Source organism: Nocardioides sp. dk884 (assembly GCF_009557055.1).
GTDB lineage: Bacteria > Actinomycetota > Actinomycetes > Propionibacteriales > Nocardioidaceae > Nocardioides.
Map to the genome: position 1 here is coordinate 446,115 of NZ_CP045649.1, position 16,474 is coordinate 462,588.

General features: G+C 73.3%; 17 protein-coding genes. 10 read left to right on the forward strand and 7 right to left on the reverse strand.

From position 1 onward, the window contains the following. Positions 1-24: 24 nt before the first annotated feature. Positions 25-1,188, forward strand: a complete 1,164-nt coding sequence (locus tag GFH29_RS02165) for an acetyl-CoA C-acetyltransferase (RefSeq protein WP_153321840.1) — start codon at positions 25-27, stop codon at positions 1,186-1,188. A 78-nt stretch (positions 1,189-1,266) separates the two neighbouring features. Here the strand turns inward: GFH29_RS02165 and GFH29_RS02170 are convergent, their stop codons facing one another. Then, a complete protein-coding gene (locus tag GFH29_RS02170; RefSeq protein ID WP_153321841.1) occupies positions 1,267-1,701 on the reverse strand; it encodes a VOC family protein in 435 nt (144 codons plus the stop codon). 294 nt (positions 1,702-1,995) lie between these two features. Here GFH29_RS02170 and GFH29_RS02175 point away from each other — a divergent pair, with 294 nt between their 5' ends. Next, entirely contained in the window at positions 1,996-3,264 is a 1,269-nt protein-coding gene (locus GFH29_RS02175) for an HNH endonuclease signature motif containing protein (RefSeq protein WP_153321842.1), read from the forward strand. 50 nt (positions 3,265-3,314) lie between these two features. On the opposite strand, the gene GFH29_RS02180 is transcribed toward GFH29_RS02175, so the two are convergent. Next, positions 3,315-3,572 carry a hypothetical protein gene (locus GFH29_RS02180; RefSeq protein WP_153321843.1) on the reverse strand — a complete coding sequence of 86 codons (258 nt, stop codon included), beginning with the start codon at positions 3,570-3,572 and terminating at the stop codon, positions 3,315-3,317. A 138-nt stretch (positions 3,573-3,710) separates the two neighbouring features. On the opposite strand from GFH29_RS02180, the gene GFH29_RS02185 reads away from it, so the two are divergent. Next, positions 3,711-4,262, forward strand: coding sequence for a GNAT family N-acetyltransferase (locus tag GFH29_RS02185; protein ID WP_153321844.1), 552 nt, complete (start codon positions 3,711-3,713; stop codon positions 4,260-4,262). Positions 4,263-4,321: 59 nt separating this feature from the next. On the opposite strand, the gene GFH29_RS02190 is transcribed toward GFH29_RS02185, so the two are convergent. Continuing rightward, positions 4,322-5,392: an NAD(P)H-dependent flavin oxidoreductase gene (locus GFH29_RS02190; RefSeq protein ID WP_153321845.1), complete on the reverse strand. Its 1,071-nt coding sequence runs from the start codon at positions 5,390-5,392 to the stop codon at positions 4,322-4,324. Between the two features lie 50 nt (positions 5,393-5,442). Beyond that, entirely contained in the window at positions 5,443-6,195 is a 753-nt protein-coding gene (locus GFH29_RS02195) for an enoyl-CoA hydratase family protein (protein WP_153321846.1), read from the reverse strand. A gap of 135 nt (positions 6,196-6,330) precedes the next feature. On the opposite strand from GFH29_RS02195, the gene GFH29_RS02200 reads away from it, so the two are divergent. From GFH29_RS02200 to GFH29_RS02215, 4 genes are read left to right on the forward strand one after another with little or no spacing between them, the layout of a single operon-like run. Further along, the gene (locus GFH29_RS02200) at positions 6,331-7,203 is read left to right on the forward strand and encodes an SDR family oxidoreductase (RefSeq protein ID WP_267128530.1); all 873 of its coding nucleotides are present in this window, start codon (positions 6,331-6,333) and stop codon (positions 7,201-7,203) included. Next, positions 7,200-7,988: a MaoC/PaaZ C-terminal domain-containing protein gene (locus GFH29_RS02205; protein ID WP_153321848.1), complete on the forward strand. Its 789-nt coding sequence runs from the start codon at positions 7,200-7,202 to the stop codon at positions 7,986-7,988. The genes GFH29_RS02200 and GFH29_RS02205 overlap by 4 nt, the downstream gene beginning before the upstream one ends. Positions 7,989-8,044: 56 nt before the next feature. Then, a complete protein-coding gene (locus GFH29_RS02210) occupies positions 8,045-8,974 on the forward strand; it encodes an NAD-dependent epimerase/dehydratase family protein (protein WP_153321849.1) in 930 nt (309 codons plus the stop codon). Continuing rightward, positions 8,971-9,807, forward strand: coding sequence for an SDR family oxidoreductase (locus GFH29_RS02215; protein WP_153321850.1), 837 nt, complete (start codon positions 8,971-8,973; stop codon positions 9,805-9,807). The genes GFH29_RS02210 and GFH29_RS02215 overlap by 4 nt, the downstream gene beginning before the upstream one ends. A gap of 13 nt (positions 9,808-9,820) precedes the next feature. On the opposite strand, the gene GFH29_RS02220 is transcribed toward GFH29_RS02215, so the two are convergent. Further along, positions 9,821-10,426 carry a TetR/AcrR family transcriptional regulator gene (locus GFH29_RS02220; protein WP_153321851.1) on the reverse strand — a complete coding sequence of 202 codons (606 nt, stop codon included), beginning with the start codon at positions 10,424-10,426 and terminating at the stop codon, positions 9,821-9,823. A 123-nt stretch (positions 10,427-10,549) separates the two neighbouring features. Between GFH29_RS02220 and GFH29_RS02225 the strand changes: the two genes are divergently transcribed. After that, the gene (locus GFH29_RS02225) at positions 10,550-11,716 is read left to right on the forward strand and encodes an acyl-CoA dehydrogenase family protein (protein WP_153321852.1); all 1,167 of its coding nucleotides are present in this window, start codon (positions 10,550-10,552) and stop codon (positions 11,714-11,716) included. Positions 11,717-11,742: 26 nt separating this feature from the next. Continuing rightward, a complete protein-coding gene (locus tag GFH29_RS02230; protein WP_153321853.1) occupies positions 11,743-12,870 on the forward strand; it encodes an acyl-CoA dehydrogenase family protein in 1,128 nt (375 codons plus the stop codon). A gap of 321 nt (positions 12,871-13,191) precedes the next feature. Here GFH29_RS02230 and ilvA read toward each other — a convergent pair whose 3' ends face one another. Then, positions 13,192-14,460: a threonine ammonia-lyase IlvA gene (gene ilvA, locus GFH29_RS02235; protein WP_153321854.1), complete on the reverse strand. Its 1,269-nt coding sequence runs from the start codon at positions 14,458-14,460 to the stop codon at positions 13,192-13,194. An 89-nt stretch (positions 14,461-14,549) separates the two neighbouring features. Here ilvA and GFH29_RS02240 point away from each other — a divergent pair, with 89 nt between their 5' ends. Next, positions 14,550-15,602 (forward strand): hypothetical protein, encoded by a 1,053-nt coding sequence (locus tag GFH29_RS02240; RefSeq protein WP_228387710.1) that lies wholly within the window; start codon positions 14,550-14,552, stop codon positions 15,600-15,602. A gap of 108 nt (positions 15,603-15,710) precedes the next feature. Here the strand turns inward: GFH29_RS02240 and GFH29_RS02245 are convergent, their stop codons facing one another. After that, a complete protein-coding gene (locus GFH29_RS02245; RefSeq protein WP_228387711.1) occupies positions 15,711-16,466 on the reverse strand; it encodes a putative protein N(5)-glutamine methyltransferase in 756 nt (251 codons plus the stop codon). Positions 16,467-16,474: the final 8 nt, after the last annotated feature.

Sequence of the window (16,474 nt, forward strand, 5' to 3'; positions counted from 1 at the left end):
AACCCGAGTACGAGGAGAACCGACATGGCTGAGGCCTACATCGTCGACGCCGTCCGCACCCCGGTCGGCAAGCGCGGCGGCTCGCTCGCGTCCATGCACTCCGCCGACCTCGGTGGGCACGTGCTGAAGTCCCTCATCGAGCGCACCGGCGTCGACGCCGGTGCGGTGGACGACGTGATCATGGGCTGCTGCGACACCATCGGCTCGCAGGCCGGCGACGTCGCTCGTACGGCGTGGCTGGTGGCCGGGCTGCCCGACCACGTGCCCGGCGTGACCATCGACCGCCAGTGCGGCTCCTCCCAGCAGGCCGTGCACTTCGCGGCCCAGGGAGTCATGTCCGGCACCCAGGACCTGGTGGTCGCCGGCGGGCTGCAGAACATGTCCGCGATCCCGATCTCCGCGGCGATGCTGGTGGCGCAGCAGTACGGCTTCACCACGCCGTTCGCGGAGTCGTCGGGCTGGCGGGCGCGCTACGGCGACGTCGAGGTCAGCCAGTTCAACTCTGCCGAGATGATCGCGGAGAAGTGGGACTGCAGCCGCGAGGACATGGAGCGCTACGCGCTGGCCTCGCACCAGCGCGCGAAGGCCGCGATCGCCGAGGGCCGCTTCGAGCGCGAGATCGCGCCGGTCACGCTGGCCGACGGCACGGTCTTCAGCACCGACGAGTGCCCGCGCGAGACCTCGCTGGAGAAGATGGCCGGGCTCAACCCGCTCGCCCCCGGCGGCCGGATCACCGCCGGTGTCGCCTCGCAGATCTGCGACGGCGCCTCGGCGATGCTGATCGCCTCCGAGCAGGCGGTCAAGGACCACGGGCTCACCCCGCGGGCCCGCATCCACCACCTCTCGGTGCGCGGCGACGACCCGATCTGGATGCTCACCGGCCCGATCGGCGCCACCAAGCACGCGCTGGCCAAGACCGGCATGAGCATCGAGGACATCGACCTCTTCGAGTGCAACGAGGCGTTCGCCTCGGTCGTGCTGGCCTGGATGAAGGAGACCGGCGCGCCGCACGAGAAGGTCAACGTCAACGGCGGCGGCATCGCGCTGGGTCACCCCATCGGCGCCACCGGCACCCGCCTGATGACGACCATGCTCCACGAGCTCGAGCGCACCGGCGGCCGCTTCGGCCTGCAGACGATGTGCGAGGGCGGCGGTCAGGCGAACGTGACGATCATCGAGCGCCTCTGAGGGTCGGCTCCGTCGGCCGAGGCCGTCGAGACCACGCAGGGCGGTCATCCCACAGGGGTGGCCGCCCTGCGGCGTTCCTCAGTCGAGGCAGAACTCGTTGCCCTCGACGTCCTGCATGACCAGGCACGACTCGTTCTCCTCGTCGGCCTCCAGCAGGCGCACGCGGGTCGCGCCGAGCGGCAGCAGCCGGGCGCACTCGGCCTCGAGCGCGGCGAGGCGCTCCTCGCCCACGAGGCCGGTGCCGACCCGCACGTCGAGGTGGAGCCGGTTCTTGACGACCTTTCCTTCGGGCACGCGCTGGAAGTACAGCCGCGGGCCGACCCCGGCGGGGTCCACGCACGCGAACGCCGAGCCGCGCTGCTCCGGCGGGAGCGTGCGGTCGAACTCCTCCCAGCTGTCGAAGCCGGGCGGGGGCGGTGGCACGACGTAGCCCAGCACCTCGCACCAGAAGCGGGCCACGCGCTCGGGCTCCGCGCAGTCGAAGGTGACCTGGAACTCTCTCGCCGCAGCCATCGGGCCACGGTAGCGACGGCGGGCCGCCTCGTCATGCCCCTGGGTGAGCGTCAGGCTGGATCGGTATGCCATCCGCCCAGGCGTGGCCGCGTGGAGGTGGTAACAAAGCGACGGGTTCGGCGGTGGGGAAGACCTGCTGGGTGAGGGGCAATGAGCACGAATTCCACATGTCACGTGTGGATAAGTTGTCCACATTCATACCTCACCAGTTTTGACTAGGTGGGACCCATTCGAACAGAGGTATCATTGGCGTAGCGGTGAAGGACGCCGCTCCACCTTTCTCGGGAGGCGTCGATGGCCGGCCTGGCTCATCCCTACGTCGCCGGTCTGGAGCGCGTGGAGGCCGAGCTGGATGAGCTCGCGGGCCTGGATCCGGGGTTCTTGTCGCTGGCCGACAAACGGCAGGCGCTGTTGTCGATGGCACGGGTGTCCTCGCGGGCGCAGGCTCTCGAGTCGCGGGTGATCGCGTGCGCCGAGGACGTGGCGGACGCCGAGGGGTTCCGAGATGCGGCCGCGTGGCTGGCTCATCGCGCGCACGCCTCGAGCACCTCGGTGCGACGCGCGCAGCGGCTCGGCCTCGCCTGCGAGCAGCGCTGGCACCGGGTCGGGGCCGCGCTGGGCGAGGGCCGAATGAGCATCGACCAGGGCCATGTCGTTGTCGCGGCCCTGGACGAGGTCTGCTGCGCCGGCCGACTGCTCGAGGCGACCGCCGCGGAGTGGGCCGACGTGCTGGTCCGCGCGGAGGCCTACCTGGTGGAACAGGCGGTCGACTTCGGGCCGCGGGCGCTGCAGCGGTTGGGTGAGCGACTGCTCGAGGTGGTGGCACCGGAGTGGGTGGACGAGTTGGAGGAGCGTCGGCTGCGTGATGCGGAGCGGGCGGCGCGCCGGCGTACGACCTTGAAGGTGCAGCGCCTCGGCGATGGGACGGCGCTCATCAAGGCGCGGGTGCCGGAGTCGGTGGCGTTGCGGTTGACCACGTTGCTGGAGTCATTCGCCAACCCGCGCCGTGAGGACGCCGAGACCGCGGAGCCCGGTGCCGATGGGCGGCGGGTGCCCTATGAGCGGCGGCTGGGTGAGGCGTTCTGCAGCTTGTTGGAGTCACTGGACCCGTCCCGGCTGCCGCTGCACGGCGGCGATGCCACCGCGGTGGTGATCACGATGGATCTGGCGGCACTGGTCGAGGGACTGGGATCCGCGACGCTGGCCGATGGCTCCCGCATCACCGCGGGAGAGGCTCGGCGCCTCGCGTGCGCCGCCAACCTGGTGCCGGCCGTGCTCGACACCCGTTCGGTCCCACTGGACCTGGGTCGCGCGACCCGGCTCTTCAGTCCGGGCCAGAGAAAAGCTCTGGCAATTCGGGACCGGGAATGCCGGGCGAGCGGCTGTTCGATTCCCGCGACGTGGTGCGAGGCGCATCATCTGCGGCCGTGGTCGGAGGGCGGGAAGACCGATCTCGAGAATGGGTTGCTGCTCTGCAGTCATCACCATCATCTGGTCCATGACGACCGTTATCTGCATGAGCGGATGCCGAACGGCGACCTTCGGTTCGCTCGGCGGACGTAGACACGCGAGGGCCGGGCAGCCGGGGCTAGGTGCTGGGTGGGCGTGCCGAGTCAGAAGGCGCCGCCGCCGCCTCCGCCGCCGTTGTTGAGGTCGGGGTGGTACGCCGGCCACTGCCGGGGAGCAGGGTCCTTGCCCGCGTCGCTGCGCTTGGCCCGGGTGGCGGCGTCGGGGGTGTCGCCGTCCGCGCCGGGGCTGTTCGGGTAGGGGACCGGGGTGGCGAGGGCCTTCTTCAGGTTCTCGCTCCTGCGCCAGTCCCAGGCCAGCGCGCCGGTCACGACGACGCCGGTGCCGATGAGGAAACCGAGCATGTGGCTCTCCCTGCGTCGGTGGGCCCGATGGTTCCGGCTCCGTGGGTGCTCAGCACCGTAGCGGCGGACGGGGGATCGGAGAACCCCCGTGGCGCCGAGGCGGGCGCCCGGGGCCGGCGCCGTTCGTAGACTCGGCCCATGCCGAGCCCCATGTTCACCCGTGACCTCGGTGCCGGCTACGTGCTGGCGCTGCTCGATGAGTCCTCGGTGCCTGCGGTCCACCAGCTGACGCTGGAGAACCGCGAGCGGTTGCGCCGGTGGGAGCACTGGGCCCATGAGGAGCTGACCGAGGAGGGCCAGCGCGCCTATGTGCGAGCGCAGCTCGCGGAGTGGGTCGAGGGGCGCAACGTCCCGTGCGTGATCCTGGCCGGCGACACGGTCGTCGGTGCCGCCGGCGCGCGCATCGACCACTACACCGGCACCGCCGAGCTCGGCTGCTGGATCGACGCGGCGCACGAGGGACGGGGCGCGGTCTCGCGAGCGCTCACGTCACTGCTCGGGATGCTCTTCGACGAGCGCAGGATCGCCCGCGTCGAGATCCGCACCGACGTCGACAACGCGCGCAGCCGAGTGATGGCGGAGCGCCTCGGCTTCACCTATGACGGCACGCTGCGCTCGGCGATGTGGGTGGGCGAGGAGCGCCGCGACGTCGCGGTCTACGGGCTGCTCGCCGAGACCTGGGCGGCCTGAGACGACGCACGCCGGGCGCCGATGAACGGCGCCCGGCGGCGGGGATGCTCAGATGAGGCTCAGACGAGGTTGCCGGCCAGCGAGCCGAGCCGCTCGACCGCCTGGGCGATGATCCGGTCGACCAGCTCCTCGCAGCTGGGCAGGTCGTCGATCATGCCGACGACCTGGCCGGAGGCCAGCATGCCGGCCTCGGTGTCGCCGTCCACGAGCCCGGCCTTGAGCAGCATCGGGGTGTTGGCGGCCATCGTCATCTGCACCCAGGAGCGGTCGCTGCTGCGCTTCATCCGCAGACCGTCACCCGCGAACTCGCGCCACCCGGCGCCGCTGAGCTTCTTGAACTCCAGCATCCGGCGGGCGGTGGGGACCGCGCGCTTGACCACGCTGGTCTCCTCGAGGCCCTCGATGAACGGCGTACGCAGCAGGCGGTGCGGCATCCCGTCGGCCTTGGTGGTGACGACGGTGCCGTCGAGTCCGAAGCCGAGGTACTGGCGACGGATCTCCTCCGGCACGGCGCTGTCGCTGGTGAGCAGGAAGCGCGTGCCCATGCCGATGCCGACCGCGCCGTAGGACAGGGCGGCGGCGAGGCCGCGGCCGTCGAAGAAGCCGCCGGCCGCGACGACCGGGATGTCCACGGCGTCCAGGACGCTGGGCAGGAGCAGGGTGGTCGGGGTCGGACCGGTGTGGCCGCCGCCCTCGCCGCCCTGGATCATCACCGCGTCGGCGCCCCAGGCGGCCACCTTCTCGGCGTGGCGAGCGGCGCCGACCGAGGGCATCACGACGATGTCGTGCTCCTTGAGCTTGGCGATGAGCTCCTGCTTGGGCGCGAGGGCGAAGGAGGCGACCTTCACGCCGTGGCGGATGAGCAGCTCGACGCGCTTGCCGGCGTCGCCGGCGTCGGCGCGCAGGTTGACGCCGAACGGCTTGTCGGTGCGCTCCTTGACCTCGACGATCGCCTTCTCGAGCTCCTCGTAGGTCATCGTGGCCGAGGCCAGGATGCCCAGGGCGCCGGCGTTGGCGGTCGCGGAGACCAGGCGCGGGCCGGCGACCCAGCCCATGCCGGTCTGCACGATGGGGTGATCGACCCCGGTGAGCTCGGTGAGCGGGGTGCGGATGCGCTGCGGCGTGGTCATGGCGGGGAGACCTTCCGGGTCGTGAGGGTGGAGGAGGCGGTGGCGCTGCGTCAGCGCCGGGCGGCCTTGTCGGTGCCGGCGAAGTCGTCGCGGAGCTCGTCGGCGACGCCGGCGAGGTTGAGCTCGAAGGTGAAGCCCTGCTCGAAACGGTAGGACTTGTTGACGTCGATCGGGTCGATGCCGTTGAGGGCCTCCTTCGCGGCCCGGATCACGCGGGTGTCCTTCGCAGCGATCTCGCGGGCCACGGCGAGGGCGGCGTCGTCGAGCTGCTCGCGGGGCACGACCTGGAGCACGGAGCCGTGCTGGACCAGCTCGGCGGCCTTGATCGTGCGGGCGGTGAAGTAGAGCGAGCGCATCAGGTGCTGGGGGACCAGGCGGGCCATGTGGGTCGCGGCGCCGAGGGCGCCCTGGTTGACCTCGGGCACGCCGAAGTAGGCGTCCTCGCTGGCCACGACGATGTCGGAGTTGCCGACCAGGCCCACGCCGCCGCCGACGCAGAAGCCGTTGACCGCCGCGATGACCGGCACCGGGCACTCATAGATCGCCTTGAACGCCGCGTAGCAGCCGCGGTTCGCGCCGAGGATCGCCTCGAAGCCCTCGGTGTGCTGCATCTCCTTGATGTCCACGCCCGCGTTGAAGCCACGGCCCTCGGCGCGCAGCACCACCACGTGGTGGTCCACCGCCGCCGCGGTCACGGCACTCGCGACGTCGAACCAGCCCGCGACGGGCAGCGCGTTCACGGGCGGGTAGTTCATGGTGACGACGGCGATGTTCGCGTCGACGGTCGACGTGGTGACTGTCATGGTCGGTTCCTAACCTAGCGATTGCTTGGTACCCTAGCACCCGCTTGGTTCGGCTGGAATGGTCGAGATCGAACTATCCATGAGCAGGGAGTGACGGAAACGATGGCTGGGATTCTTCAAGGGCGGGTCGCGATCGTGACCGGAGCGGGCCGCGGGCTCGGACGTGAGCACGCGCTGGAGCTCGCGCGCCAGGGTGCGGCAGTCGTGGTCAACGACTACGGCGTCTCCCTGGCCGGCGAGGGGACCGGCGAGACCCCCGCCGAGTCCGTGGTGGCCGAGATCGTGGCCGCCGGCGGTCAGGCCGTGGCGAACCCCGCCGACGTGGCCGACTTCCAGCAGGCCGCCGACATGGTGCAGCAGGCGATCGACACGTTCGGCGGCCTCGACATCCTGGTGAACAACGCCGGATTCGTGCGCGACCGGATGCTCGTCAACACCTCCGAGGAGGAGTGGGACGCCGTCATCCGCGTGCACCTCAAGGGCCACTTCGCGCCGCTGCGTCACGCCGGCGCGTACTGGCGTGCGGAGGGCAAGGCCGGCCGCACCCGCGCCGCCCGCGTCATCAACACCTCCTCCGGCGCCGGCCTGCAGGGCAGCATCGGGCAGACGACGTACTCGGCCGCGAAGGCCGGCATCGCCGCGATGACGCTCGTCGGCGCCGCCGAGATGGGCCGCTACGGCGTCACCGTCAACGCGATCGCGCCGTCCGCGCGCACCCGCATGACCGAGGGCCCCTTCGCCGACAAGATGGCGGCGCCCGAGGACGGCTTCGACCTCATGCACCCCGGCAACGTCTCGCCGGTCGTCGCCTGGCTGGCCAGCGAGGACGCCGCGGACGTCACGGGTCGCGTCATCGAGGTCGAGGGCGGCCGGATCTGCGTCGAGGAGGGCTGGCGCCACGGCCCGGCGACCGACGTCGGCAAGCGCTGGGAGGCCGGCGCCGTCGGTGCCGAGCTGCGTTCGCTGCTCGGCCAGGCGCAGACCCCCGAGCCGGTGTACGGCGCATGAGCCACGCGGGGGAGTGGGCGGGTCGCCAGCTCGGTGAGCGCACCGTCGCCTGGAGCGACCGGGACCCGATCCTGTTCGCGCTGGCCATCGGCGCCCGGCCCGAGCAGCTCGACCTGGTCTTCGAGGACCGGCTGCGGGTGCTGCCGTCGTTCGCCCTCACGCTCGCCCAGTGGGCCCCTGACGTGCTCGGCTCGGGCGGCGCCTTCGACGTCGGGACCGCCGTGCACGGCTCGCAGCGCCTCGAGGTGCTCGCGCCGATGCCGGCGAGCGGTGAGCTGACGATGTCGGCGCGCGTCGACGACGTGTGGGACAAGGGCGGCGCCGCGGTCTTCGACGTGACGGTGGAGAGCGACTACTTCCGCGCCACCTGGTCGATCTTCGCCCCCGGCTGTGGCGGCTTCGGCGGCGAGCGCGGCCCGGGCCGTCCGCCGGCACGCACCGAGGAGCCGGCATGGACCCGGGAGCTGCCGGTGGCCGACAACGCGGCGGCGCTCTACCGCCTGCTCGGCGATCGCCACCACATCCACATCGACCCGGAGGCGGCGGCCGGGATCGGCCAGCCCCGGCCGATCCTGCACGGCCTGGCCACGCTGGCTGCGGCCACGCTGGCGGCGGCCGACGCGGCCGGTGCCCACCCGGCCGACCTGACCCGGCTCGAGGGCCGCTTCGCGGGCCCGGTGTTCCCCGGGGAGACCCTCGCGGTCCGCGGCTGGGCCGACGGCGGCTTCGAGGTCGCCTCCGAGCGCGGCACCGCGATCGACGGCGGCGTCGCGGTCTTCGGCTGACGCCCGCGAGCACGACCTGTGCCGGTCCGGCGCGGGAGACAGCGAGGAGGAGTGAGATGAAGACACTGGTGATCGGTGGTGCCGGGATGATCGGCGGCCACGTGGCGACGCTGCTGGCCGACCGTGGCCACCAGGTGAGCGTCGCCGGCCGTTCGGCGCCCGAGCCCGGCTCGCTGGTGGAGTCCTTCGACTTCCTCCCTGGCGACTACGCCGACGGGGGCTTCTCCGAGGCTGAGCTCGAGGGCTTCGACGCCCTGGTCTTCTGCGCCGGACAGGACATCCGGCACGCGGGTGCTGACGGTGGCGACGAGGAGTTCTGGGCGCGCTACCAGAGCGACGGCGTGCCGCGGCTGATGCAGCGCGCGAAGCGGGCCGGCGTACGCCGCGCGGTGCAGGTCGGCAGCTACTACCACATGGTCCGCCCGGACCTGGTGGAGTCGAACCCCTACGTGCGGGCCCGCCAGCTGGCCGACGACCGCTCCCGCGAGCTCGCCGACGCGGACTTCCACGTCTCGACGCTCAACCCGCCGTCGATCGTCGGGATGATCCCCGGGGTCGCGGTGCGGCGCTTCGCCAAGCAGCTGGCCTGGGGCCGGGGCGAGCTGACCGCGAAGGTCCCCGACCACGCACCGGCGGGCGGCACCAACTACATGTCGGTGCGCTCGCTGGCGCAGGCCGTCGACGGGGCGCTGGAGCGCGCCGAGCTGGGGGCGGCGTACCTCATCGGCGACGTGAACCTGAGCTACCGCGACTACTTCCAGATCATCTTCGACCTCAGCGGGGGCGGCCGGGTGCTCGAGGAGCGCGACGAGCCGCACCCGTTCCTGCCGGACTCGATGATCGTGCCGGGCCGCGGCGCGGTGATCGCCTACGAGCCGGACCCGCAGGTCGTGGACCTGCTGGGCTACCGGCGCGACGACGTGCGCCCGATGCTCGCCGAGATGGCCGCGGCCGTGGAGTCGGGCGCGGGGAACGCCGGACGATGAGCGAGGCCGCGGCGCCCCGGCGTACCGCCCTGGTGACGGGGGCCAGTCGCGGCATCGGCAAGCAGGTGGCGCTCGCGCTGGCTCGCGCCGGCTTCGACGTGGCCTTCACCGCGCGGACCGTGCGCGAGGGCGAGGGCGTCGTGCCGCCGCGCACCCAGCGCGAGGGCGAGCGGGCGATCGCGGTGCCCGGCAGCCTGGACAGCACCGCCGCGGCGGTGACGGCGCTCGGGGTGCGGGCACTGCCGGTGCCGATGGACCTCACCGACCTGGCCAGCGTGCGGGCCGCGGCGCGCACCGTGCTGGACGCCTGGGGCCGCATCGACGTGCTGGTCAACAACGCGATCCTGCACGTGCCCCACGCGCGGCTGCTCGAGCTCGATCTCGACGCGCTCACGCGCAGCCTCACCGCCAACCACGTGCACCAGCTCGCCCTGGTGCAGGAGGTGGTGCCGGCGATGGTGGCCCAGGGCGGCGGTACGGTCGTGGACCTGTGGTCCGGCTCGGTCCGCAACGACCCGCCCGCGCCGCCCGGCGAGGGCGGCTGGGGTCTGGCCTACTCCTCCGCCAAGGCCGCCTTCGGGCGGATCGCCGGCGCGATCAACGCGGAGTACCGCGAGGCCGGGGTGCGCGCGTTCAACGTCGACCCGGGGTTCGTGGTGACCGAGGCGGCCGCGGCCCGCGGCGGCACCGACCAGATCGCCGCCCACGGGGTGGCGATGGTCGCCGAGGACGCCGCCGGTCGGGTGATCGCCTGGCTGGCCACCAGCCCGGAGTCGGACGCGCACCTCGGCACCGTGGTGCGCGCCGCGCGGCTGGTCGAGCGGCTCGGCTGAGGCGCCGGGAAGCTCAGGGCAGCAGGCGGCGGGTGGCGTCCTCGAGCACGTCGCCCGCCTCGCCGGCGTCGCGCCCGGCCGCGACGCTCGTCATCGCGCCGAGGAAGAGCATCGAGAGGATCCGCGAGGCGGACTCGATGGCCTCCTCGTCGTGCCCGGCGGTGTCGCCGGCGCGCAGGGTGGCGCCGATCCAGGCGGCCTTCTCGGGCCCGAACCCGGCCTGGCCCTCGATCGCGAGCAGGGTCGGGGCGCTGGCCAGGTAGGCGCGGTAGAGGGCCTGGTAGAGCAGCGGCTTGGCGGCCGCCTCGCGCAGGATCCGGCGGAACACCAGCGTGAGCCGGTCGGCGGGGCTGCGCCCGGCGGGGGTCCGCTCGCGCACGTCGGCGGTGGAGCGGGCGCCGAGGGCGAGCAGCGCCTCGGTCAGCAGCTCGTCCTTGGAGCTCACGTGCTGGTACGCCGTCGGCACGGACACCCCGGCGTGCGCGGCGACCGCGCGGATGCCGACCGCGTCGTACCCGCCCTCGGTGGCCAGGTCGATCGCGGCCTCGATCAGCCGCTCACGGGTCGCGGCGCGCGCGGGGGAGAGCACCCGGCGTACGACCTGTCCCCGCTGCTCCATGGGCGGGAGTCTAGGGGGCGGTTGAGACGCGTGTCATCCTGCTGAGTAGATGAATGGTTGACACGTGTCTATCGCGGCGTCAGTATCGGGAGACCGAGCCGTTCCCACCCCAGGAGGAGTCCCATGGACCTGCGCGAGACCCCGGCGCAGACCGAGCTGCGCCGCGAGCTGCGGGAGTACTTCGCCCAGCTGCTCCCCGCCGACGAGCGCCGCGAGGTCGGCGAGGCCGGTGCCGGCGGCCCGCGCTTCCGTGAGGTGGTCCGGATGCTCGGCCGCGACGGCTGGCTGGGCGTCGGCTGGCCCACCGAGTACGGCGGGCGCGGCCTGGGCGCCGAGGAGCAGTTCATCTTCTACGACGAGGTGCAGCGCGCCGGCGTGCCGTTCCCCCTGGTCACGATCAACACCGTCGGGCCGACGCTGATGGCGTTCGGCACCGAGGAGCAGAAGGCGAAGTACCTGCCCGGGATGCTCACCGGCGACATCGTCTTCGCGATCGGCTACACCGAGCCCGAGGCCGGCACCGACCTGGCCTCGGTGCGCACCCGCGCGGTGCGCGACGAGGCGAGCGGCGAGTGGGTCGTCGACGGGCAGAAGATCTTCACCACCGGCGGCAACACCGCCGACTACGTGTGGCTGGCCTGCCGCACCGACCCCGAGGCGCCCAAGCACCGGGGCATCTCGATCCTCATCACGCCGTGCGACGACCCGGGCTACACCTGGAGCCCGATCCGCGCGGTCGGCGGGATGAGCGTCACCGCGACGTACTACTCCGGCATCCGGGTCTCCGACGCCGAGGTGGTGGGCGAGGTCAACGGCGGCTGGCGGCTGATCACCGCGCAGCTCAACCACGAGCGTGTGGCCCTGGCGGCACTCGGCGGCCGGATGATCCAGCTCTGGGAGGACGTCTGGGACTGGGCGCAGCACAACGGCGTGAGCGAGGTGCCGTGGGTGCGCGCGGAGATGGCGCGCACCTGGGCCCGGCTCGAGGCGATGCGCCTGATGAACTGGCGGATGACCGCCGCGGTCGAGGACGGCACCCTCAGCGGCGCCACCGCCGGCGCGGCCAAGGCCTACGGCACCGAGACCCACATCGACGTCCAGCGCACCCTGACCCAGGTGCTCGGCGCCGCCGGCCGGGTGCGCCCCGGGCAGCCCGCCGCGGTGCTCTCGGGCCAGGTCGAGCAGCTCTCGCGCCAGGGCATCGTGAACACCTTCGGCGGCGGCGTCAACGAGGTGCTGCGCGACATGATCGCGACGCAGGGCCTCGGCATGCCCCGCGCGAAGCGCTGAGACCCGGACCAGGACAGGAGACAGACATGGACTTCAACCTCGACGAGGACCTGGCCACCGTGGCCGAGCTGGCGAACACCGTGTTCGCCGGCAAGGCGAGCACGGACCGGGTCCGCGAGATCGAGACCATCCAGACGCGCGTGGACGAGGAGCTGTGGGGTTCACTGGCCGAGACCGGCCTGCTCGGTATCGCGCTGCCCGAGGAGCACGGCGGCGCGGGCATGGGCCCCTGGGCGCTCGCGCTGCTGCTCGAGGAGCAGGGCCGCACCGTCGCCCCGGTGCCGCTGTGGGCCGCCGGGGTGGCCGCCCTCGCCATCGCCGAGCACGGCACCGAGGAGCAGCGCAAGCGCCTGCTGCCCGGGTTCTGCGAGGGCGCCGAGCGCCTCACCCTCGCCCTGGAGGAGTACGTCGGGGAGCCGGACGCGCCGGAGTGCGCGGCCGCCCGCGACGCCGACGGCAGCTGGCGCCTCACCGGCACCAAGGCGGTCGTGCCGAGCGTGCAGGGCGCCGCCGGGGTGCTGGTCTCCGCGACCACGCCCGAGGGGCCGGGGCTGTTCCTGGTCCCGCTGGACGGCGCCGGCGTCACGACCGAGCTGTCCGCGGTCACCTCCCACGACCTCGCCGCCGAGCTGCGCCTCGACGGCGCGGTCGCCGAGGCCGTCGGCACCCCGGGCGGGACCGCCCTGGCCGACGTGCTGCGGCTGACCCGGGTCGCGCTCGCCGCGGTCCAGCTCGGCGTGGCCCAGGGGGCGATGCACCTCGCGGCGTCGTACCTCTCCGAGCGTGAGCAGTTCGGCCGCCCGCTCGGCACCTTCCAGGCGGTGCAGCACCAGCTGGCCGACTGCTGGATCGACGTCGACGCGATGCGGGTGACGCTGTGGCAGGCGCTGTCGGACCTCGGCGACCTCGCCGAGGGCGGCGACGACACGGGCGTGCGTGCCGCCGCCGATCGCTCCGCGATGGTCGCGACCTGGTGGCGCACCCAGGCCGGGCTCGACGTGGTGCACCGCGTGCAGCACCTGCACGGCGGAATCGGCGTGGACGTGGACTACCCCGTCCACCGGTTCTTCCTGTGGGGCAAGCAGCTCTCGACCACGCTCGGTGGTGCGGGCGCCGCCCTCGCCGACCTGGGCGCGCTGCTGCCCACGCGCTGAGGCACGTCCCGGCCCCGCCGTACCGTCTGGACGGCGGGGCCGGTCCCGTGCGCAACTCATCTCCGCCGAGTCGTCGCTAATGGCGGGGCGAGTCGGCGCCAATGGCGCGCCCAGTCGGCGCCAATGGCGCGCCCAGTCGTCGCTAATGGCGGGGTCCGCGGGTTCTCCGCAGGCCCCCGTGCAGAACTTCGCCATTGGCGCCGACTCGCGCAACCACACGCGCCGACTCGCGCAACCACACGCGCCGACTCGCGCAACCACACGCGCCGACTCGCGCAACCACACGCGCCGACTCGCGCAACCACACGCGCCGACTGGCGGTTACTGCACGAAGCGGAAGAGCGGGCTGTCGGGGTCGACGGTCTCGAAGCGGATCGGCGAGCGCTCCATGCGGGCGAGCAGGCCGGCGAGGTCGGCGGCGTGCTGGAGCTCGATGCCGACCAGCGCGGGTCCGGTCTCGCGGTTGGAGCGCTTGACGTACTCGAAGAGCGTGATGTCGTCGTCGGGGCCGAGCACCTCGTCGAGGAAGCGGCGCAACGCGCCGGGCTCCTGGGGGAACTCCACCAGGAAGTAGTGCTTGAGGCCTTCATAGACCAGCGCCCGCTCGACGACCTCGGCGTAGCGCGAGACGTCGTTGTTGCCGCCCGAGACGATCACCACGACCGTCGAGCCGGGCTCGAGGCGCACCCCGCCGTCGGCCTCGGAGAGGCGCAGCGTGGCCGAGGAGAGCGCGCCGGCGGGCTCGGCGATGATCCCGTCGGACTGGTAGAGGTCGAGCATCTCGACCGCCACGAGGCCTTCCGGCACCCGGACCAGCTCCGGGCCGATCTGCCGCACGACCTCGAACGTCCAGTCACCGGAGCGGCGTACCGCGGCGCCGTCGACGAAGCCGTCGACATCCGCTGCGTCCAGGTCGACCGGCTCGCCGGCGGCGAGGGCGGCCGCCATGCAGGCGGCGGAGGCCGGCTCGGCGCCCACGACGCGCACGCCCGGTGCGCGCTCGGCGAGGTAGGTGGCCATGCCGGCCAGCAGCCCGCCACCGCCGACCGGGACGATCACGGCGTCCGGCTCGCCGCCCAGCTGCTCGAGGATCTCGCGGGCGACGGTGCCCTGGCCGGCGATCGTGCGGGGGTCGTCGAAGGCGGGGACCGGGGTGGCGCCGGTCGCCTCGGCGTACGCCGCGCTGGCCGCGGCCGCGTCGTCGTAGCTGTCGCCGACGATCACGATCTCCACGTGGCTGCCGCCGAGGACCTTGATCCGCTCACGCTTCTGGCGCGGCGTGGTGCGCGGCAGGTGCACCCGGGCCTGGACGCCGGCGCGGGCGCACGCGAGCGCGACACCCTGGGCGTGGTTGCCTGCGCTGGCGCAGGTGACGCCGCGGGCCCGGGCGTCCTCGGACAGCTGCTCGATGAGGTTGTAGGCGCCACGCAGCTTGTAGGAGCGGACCGGTTGGAGGTCCTCGCGCTTGAGCCAGACCTCGAGGCCGAGCAGCGAGGACAGCCGGGCGCTGTGCTGGAGCGGGGTGCGGGTGACCACGCCGGCGATGCGGGTCGCGGCCTGGTCGACGTCGGAGGAGGTGGGCAGATCCACTGTCCCAGCCTCTCACCCGAGGTCGTTGACACGCGCACGCGGTGCTGACTGACTGAGCGCCCATGGGACAGCAGCGCAGGCTCCGGGTCGTGCAGTGGGCCACCGGCGGCGTCGGTCGCGCCGCGATCCAGGGGGTGCTCGCCCATCCCGAGCTGGAGCTGGCCGGGGCCTGGGTGCACAGTCCCGACAAGGCCGGGCGCGACGTCGGCGAGCTCGCCGGCCTCGACCCGGTCGGGGTGCACGCGGTCACCAGCCTGGCGGAGGTGATCGCGCTCGGCGCCGACTGCGTCGTCTACGCCCCGCTGGTCCCCGACGAGACCGAGGTCGCGGCACTGCTGCGCTCGGGGGCGAACGTCGTCACCCCGGTCGGCTGGATCTACCCCGACCCCGCGCGCACCGGCACCCTGCGGGAGGCCTGCCTGGCCGGCGGCAGCACGCTGCACGGCACCGGCATCCACCTCGGCGGGATCACCGAGCGGTTCCCGCTGATGGTCTCGGCGGTGACCGGGTCGGTCACGCACGTGCGGGCCGAGGAGTTCAGCGACCTGCGCACCTACGACGCCCCTGACGTGGTGCGCCACGTGATGGGGTTCGGTGGCACCGTCGAGGAGGCGGAGGCCAGCCCGATGGCGCGGCTGCTCGGAGGCGGGTTCAAGGCGTCGGTGCGGATGGTGGTCGCCGAGCTGGGCTTCCGTGCCGAGGAGGTGCGCACCACCGCGGAGAACGCCGTGGCCACGGCCCCGATCGACAGCCCGATCGGGGTGATCGAGCCGGGCCTGGTGGCCGGGCGGCGCTTCCGCTGGGACGCCCTGGTCGACGGCGAGCCCGTGGTCACCGCCGCGGTGAACTGGCTGATGGGCGAGGAGCACCTGGCCGGGTCCGACGGGCGGCCGTGGGGCTTCGGGCCCGACGGCGAGCGGTTCGAGATCGAGGTGACCGGCGACCCGTCGGTGCGGATGACCCTGCACGGGCTCCAGCCCGAGTCCGTGGCCGCCGGGCTGGTCCGCAACCCCGGCGTGGTGTCGACGGCCAACCACTGCGTGAGCGCGATCCCCTACGTCTGCGCCGCGGAGCCGGGGCTGCGCACCTACCTCGACCTGCCGCTGGTCGCCGGCCGGGCGGCCCCGCACCTGGCCCGCTGACCCTGACCGTCCCGTCGAGTCGGCTGTGGTGGCGCGAGCGCAGCTGTGGGGCCTGAACTCTCGACTCAACCGGTCAGAAGTCTCGACTCGACCGTCAGAGGTCTCGATTCAACCGGGCGGTGGGCGGAGGCCCTCGGCGACGACCGCGCCGAGCTCCTCGTCCGCGTGCAGCCGCACCGCGAGGCCCGCCGCCGCGAGCAGGGCGAGGGTGCGCGTCGACTGGGAGGCGCTGGTCTCGAGCAGCAGCCGGCCGCCGGGGGCCAGCCAGTCCGGGGCGCCCGCCGCGACCCGGCGGTGCAGGTCCAGTCCGTCGGCGCCGCCGTCGAGGGCGGTGCGCGGCTCGTGCAGCCGCGCCTCCGGTGGCATCAGCTCGATCTCGCCGGTCGGCACGTACGGCGCGTTGACCGCCAGCAGGTCGACCCGGCCGCGCAGGTCGTCGGGCAGCGCGGCGTACAGGTCGCCGAGGTGGACCCGCTCGGGGGACAGGTTGCGCCGGGCGCAGGCCACCGCGACCGGGTCGATGTCGGCGGCGTGCACGACCGCACCGGGCACCCGGTGCGCGAGGGCCGCGCCGAGCGCCCCCGAGCCGCAGCACAGGTCCACCACCACCGCGCCCTCCGAGAGCCCCGCGGCGCCGAGCCGGGCGACGTACGCCGTGCGGCGGCGCGGGACGAACACGCCCGGGTCGAGCGCGACGCGCACGCCGTCGAGCTCGGCCCAGCCCACGACGATCTCCAGAGGACGCCCCGCCAGCCGCTCGGCCACCAGCCGCTCGAGGGTGCGCGTGTCGCCGCGGGCCGCCTCCCGCAGGACGGCGGCCTCCTCCTCGGCATACACGCAACCGGCCGCGCGGAGCCTCTCCACCAGCACTA

What these genes read in the sequence shown, in the direction of transcription:
- GFH29_RS02185 (WP_153321844.1), top strand. Translation starts at nt 3,711, where the DNA reads ATGCCGAGCCCCATGTTCACCCGTGACCTCGGTGCCGGCTACGTGCTG.
- GFH29_RS02175 (WP_153321842.1), top strand. Translation starts at nt 1,996, where the DNA reads ATGGCCGGCCTGGCTCATCCCTACGTCGCCGGTCTGGAGCGCGTGGAG.
- GFH29_RS02215 (WP_153321850.1), top strand. Translation starts at nt 8,971, where the DNA reads ATGAGCGAGGCCGCGGCGCCCCGGCGTACCGCCCTGGTGACGGGGGCC.
- GFH29_RS02170 (WP_153321841.1), bottom strand. Translation starts at nt 1,701, where the DNA reads ATGGCTGCGGCGAGAGAGTTCCAGGTCACCTTCGACTGCGCGGAGCCC.
- GFH29_RS02190 (WP_153321845.1), bottom strand. Translation starts at nt 5,392, where the DNA reads ATGACCACGCCGCAGCGCATCCGCACCCCGCTCACCGAGCTCACCGGG.
- GFH29_RS02230 (WP_153321853.1), top strand. Translation starts at nt 11,743, where the DNA reads ATGGACTTCAACCTCGACGAGGACCTGGCCACCGTGGCCGAGCTGGCG.
- GFH29_RS02225 (WP_153321852.1), top strand. Translation starts at nt 10,550, where the DNA reads ATGGACCTGCGCGAGACCCCGGCGCAGACCGAGCTGCGCCGCGAGCTG.
- GFH29_RS02220 (WP_153321851.1), bottom strand. Translation starts at nt 10,426, where the DNA reads ATGGAGCAGCGGGGACAGGTCGTACGCCGGGTGCTCTCCCCCGCGCGC.
- GFH29_RS02210 (WP_153321849.1), top strand. Translation starts at nt 8,045, where the DNA reads ATGAAGACACTGGTGATCGGTGGTGCCGGGATGATCGGCGGCCACGTG.
- GFH29_RS02165 (WP_153321840.1), top strand. Translation starts at nt 25, where the DNA reads ATGGCTGAGGCCTACATCGTCGACGCCGTCCGCACCCCGGTCGGCAAG.
- GFH29_RS02195 (WP_153321846.1), bottom strand. Translation starts at nt 6,195, where the DNA reads ATGACAGTCACCACGTCGACCGTCGACGCGAACATCGCCGTCGTCACC.
- GFH29_RS02180 (WP_153321843.1), bottom strand. Translation starts at nt 3,572, where the DNA reads ATGCTCGGTTTCCTCATCGGCACCGGCGTCGTCGTGACCGGCGCGCTG.
- GFH29_RS02205 (WP_153321848.1), top strand. Translation starts at nt 7,200, where the DNA reads ATGAGCCACGCGGGGGAGTGGGCGGGTCGCCAGCTCGGTGAGCGCACC.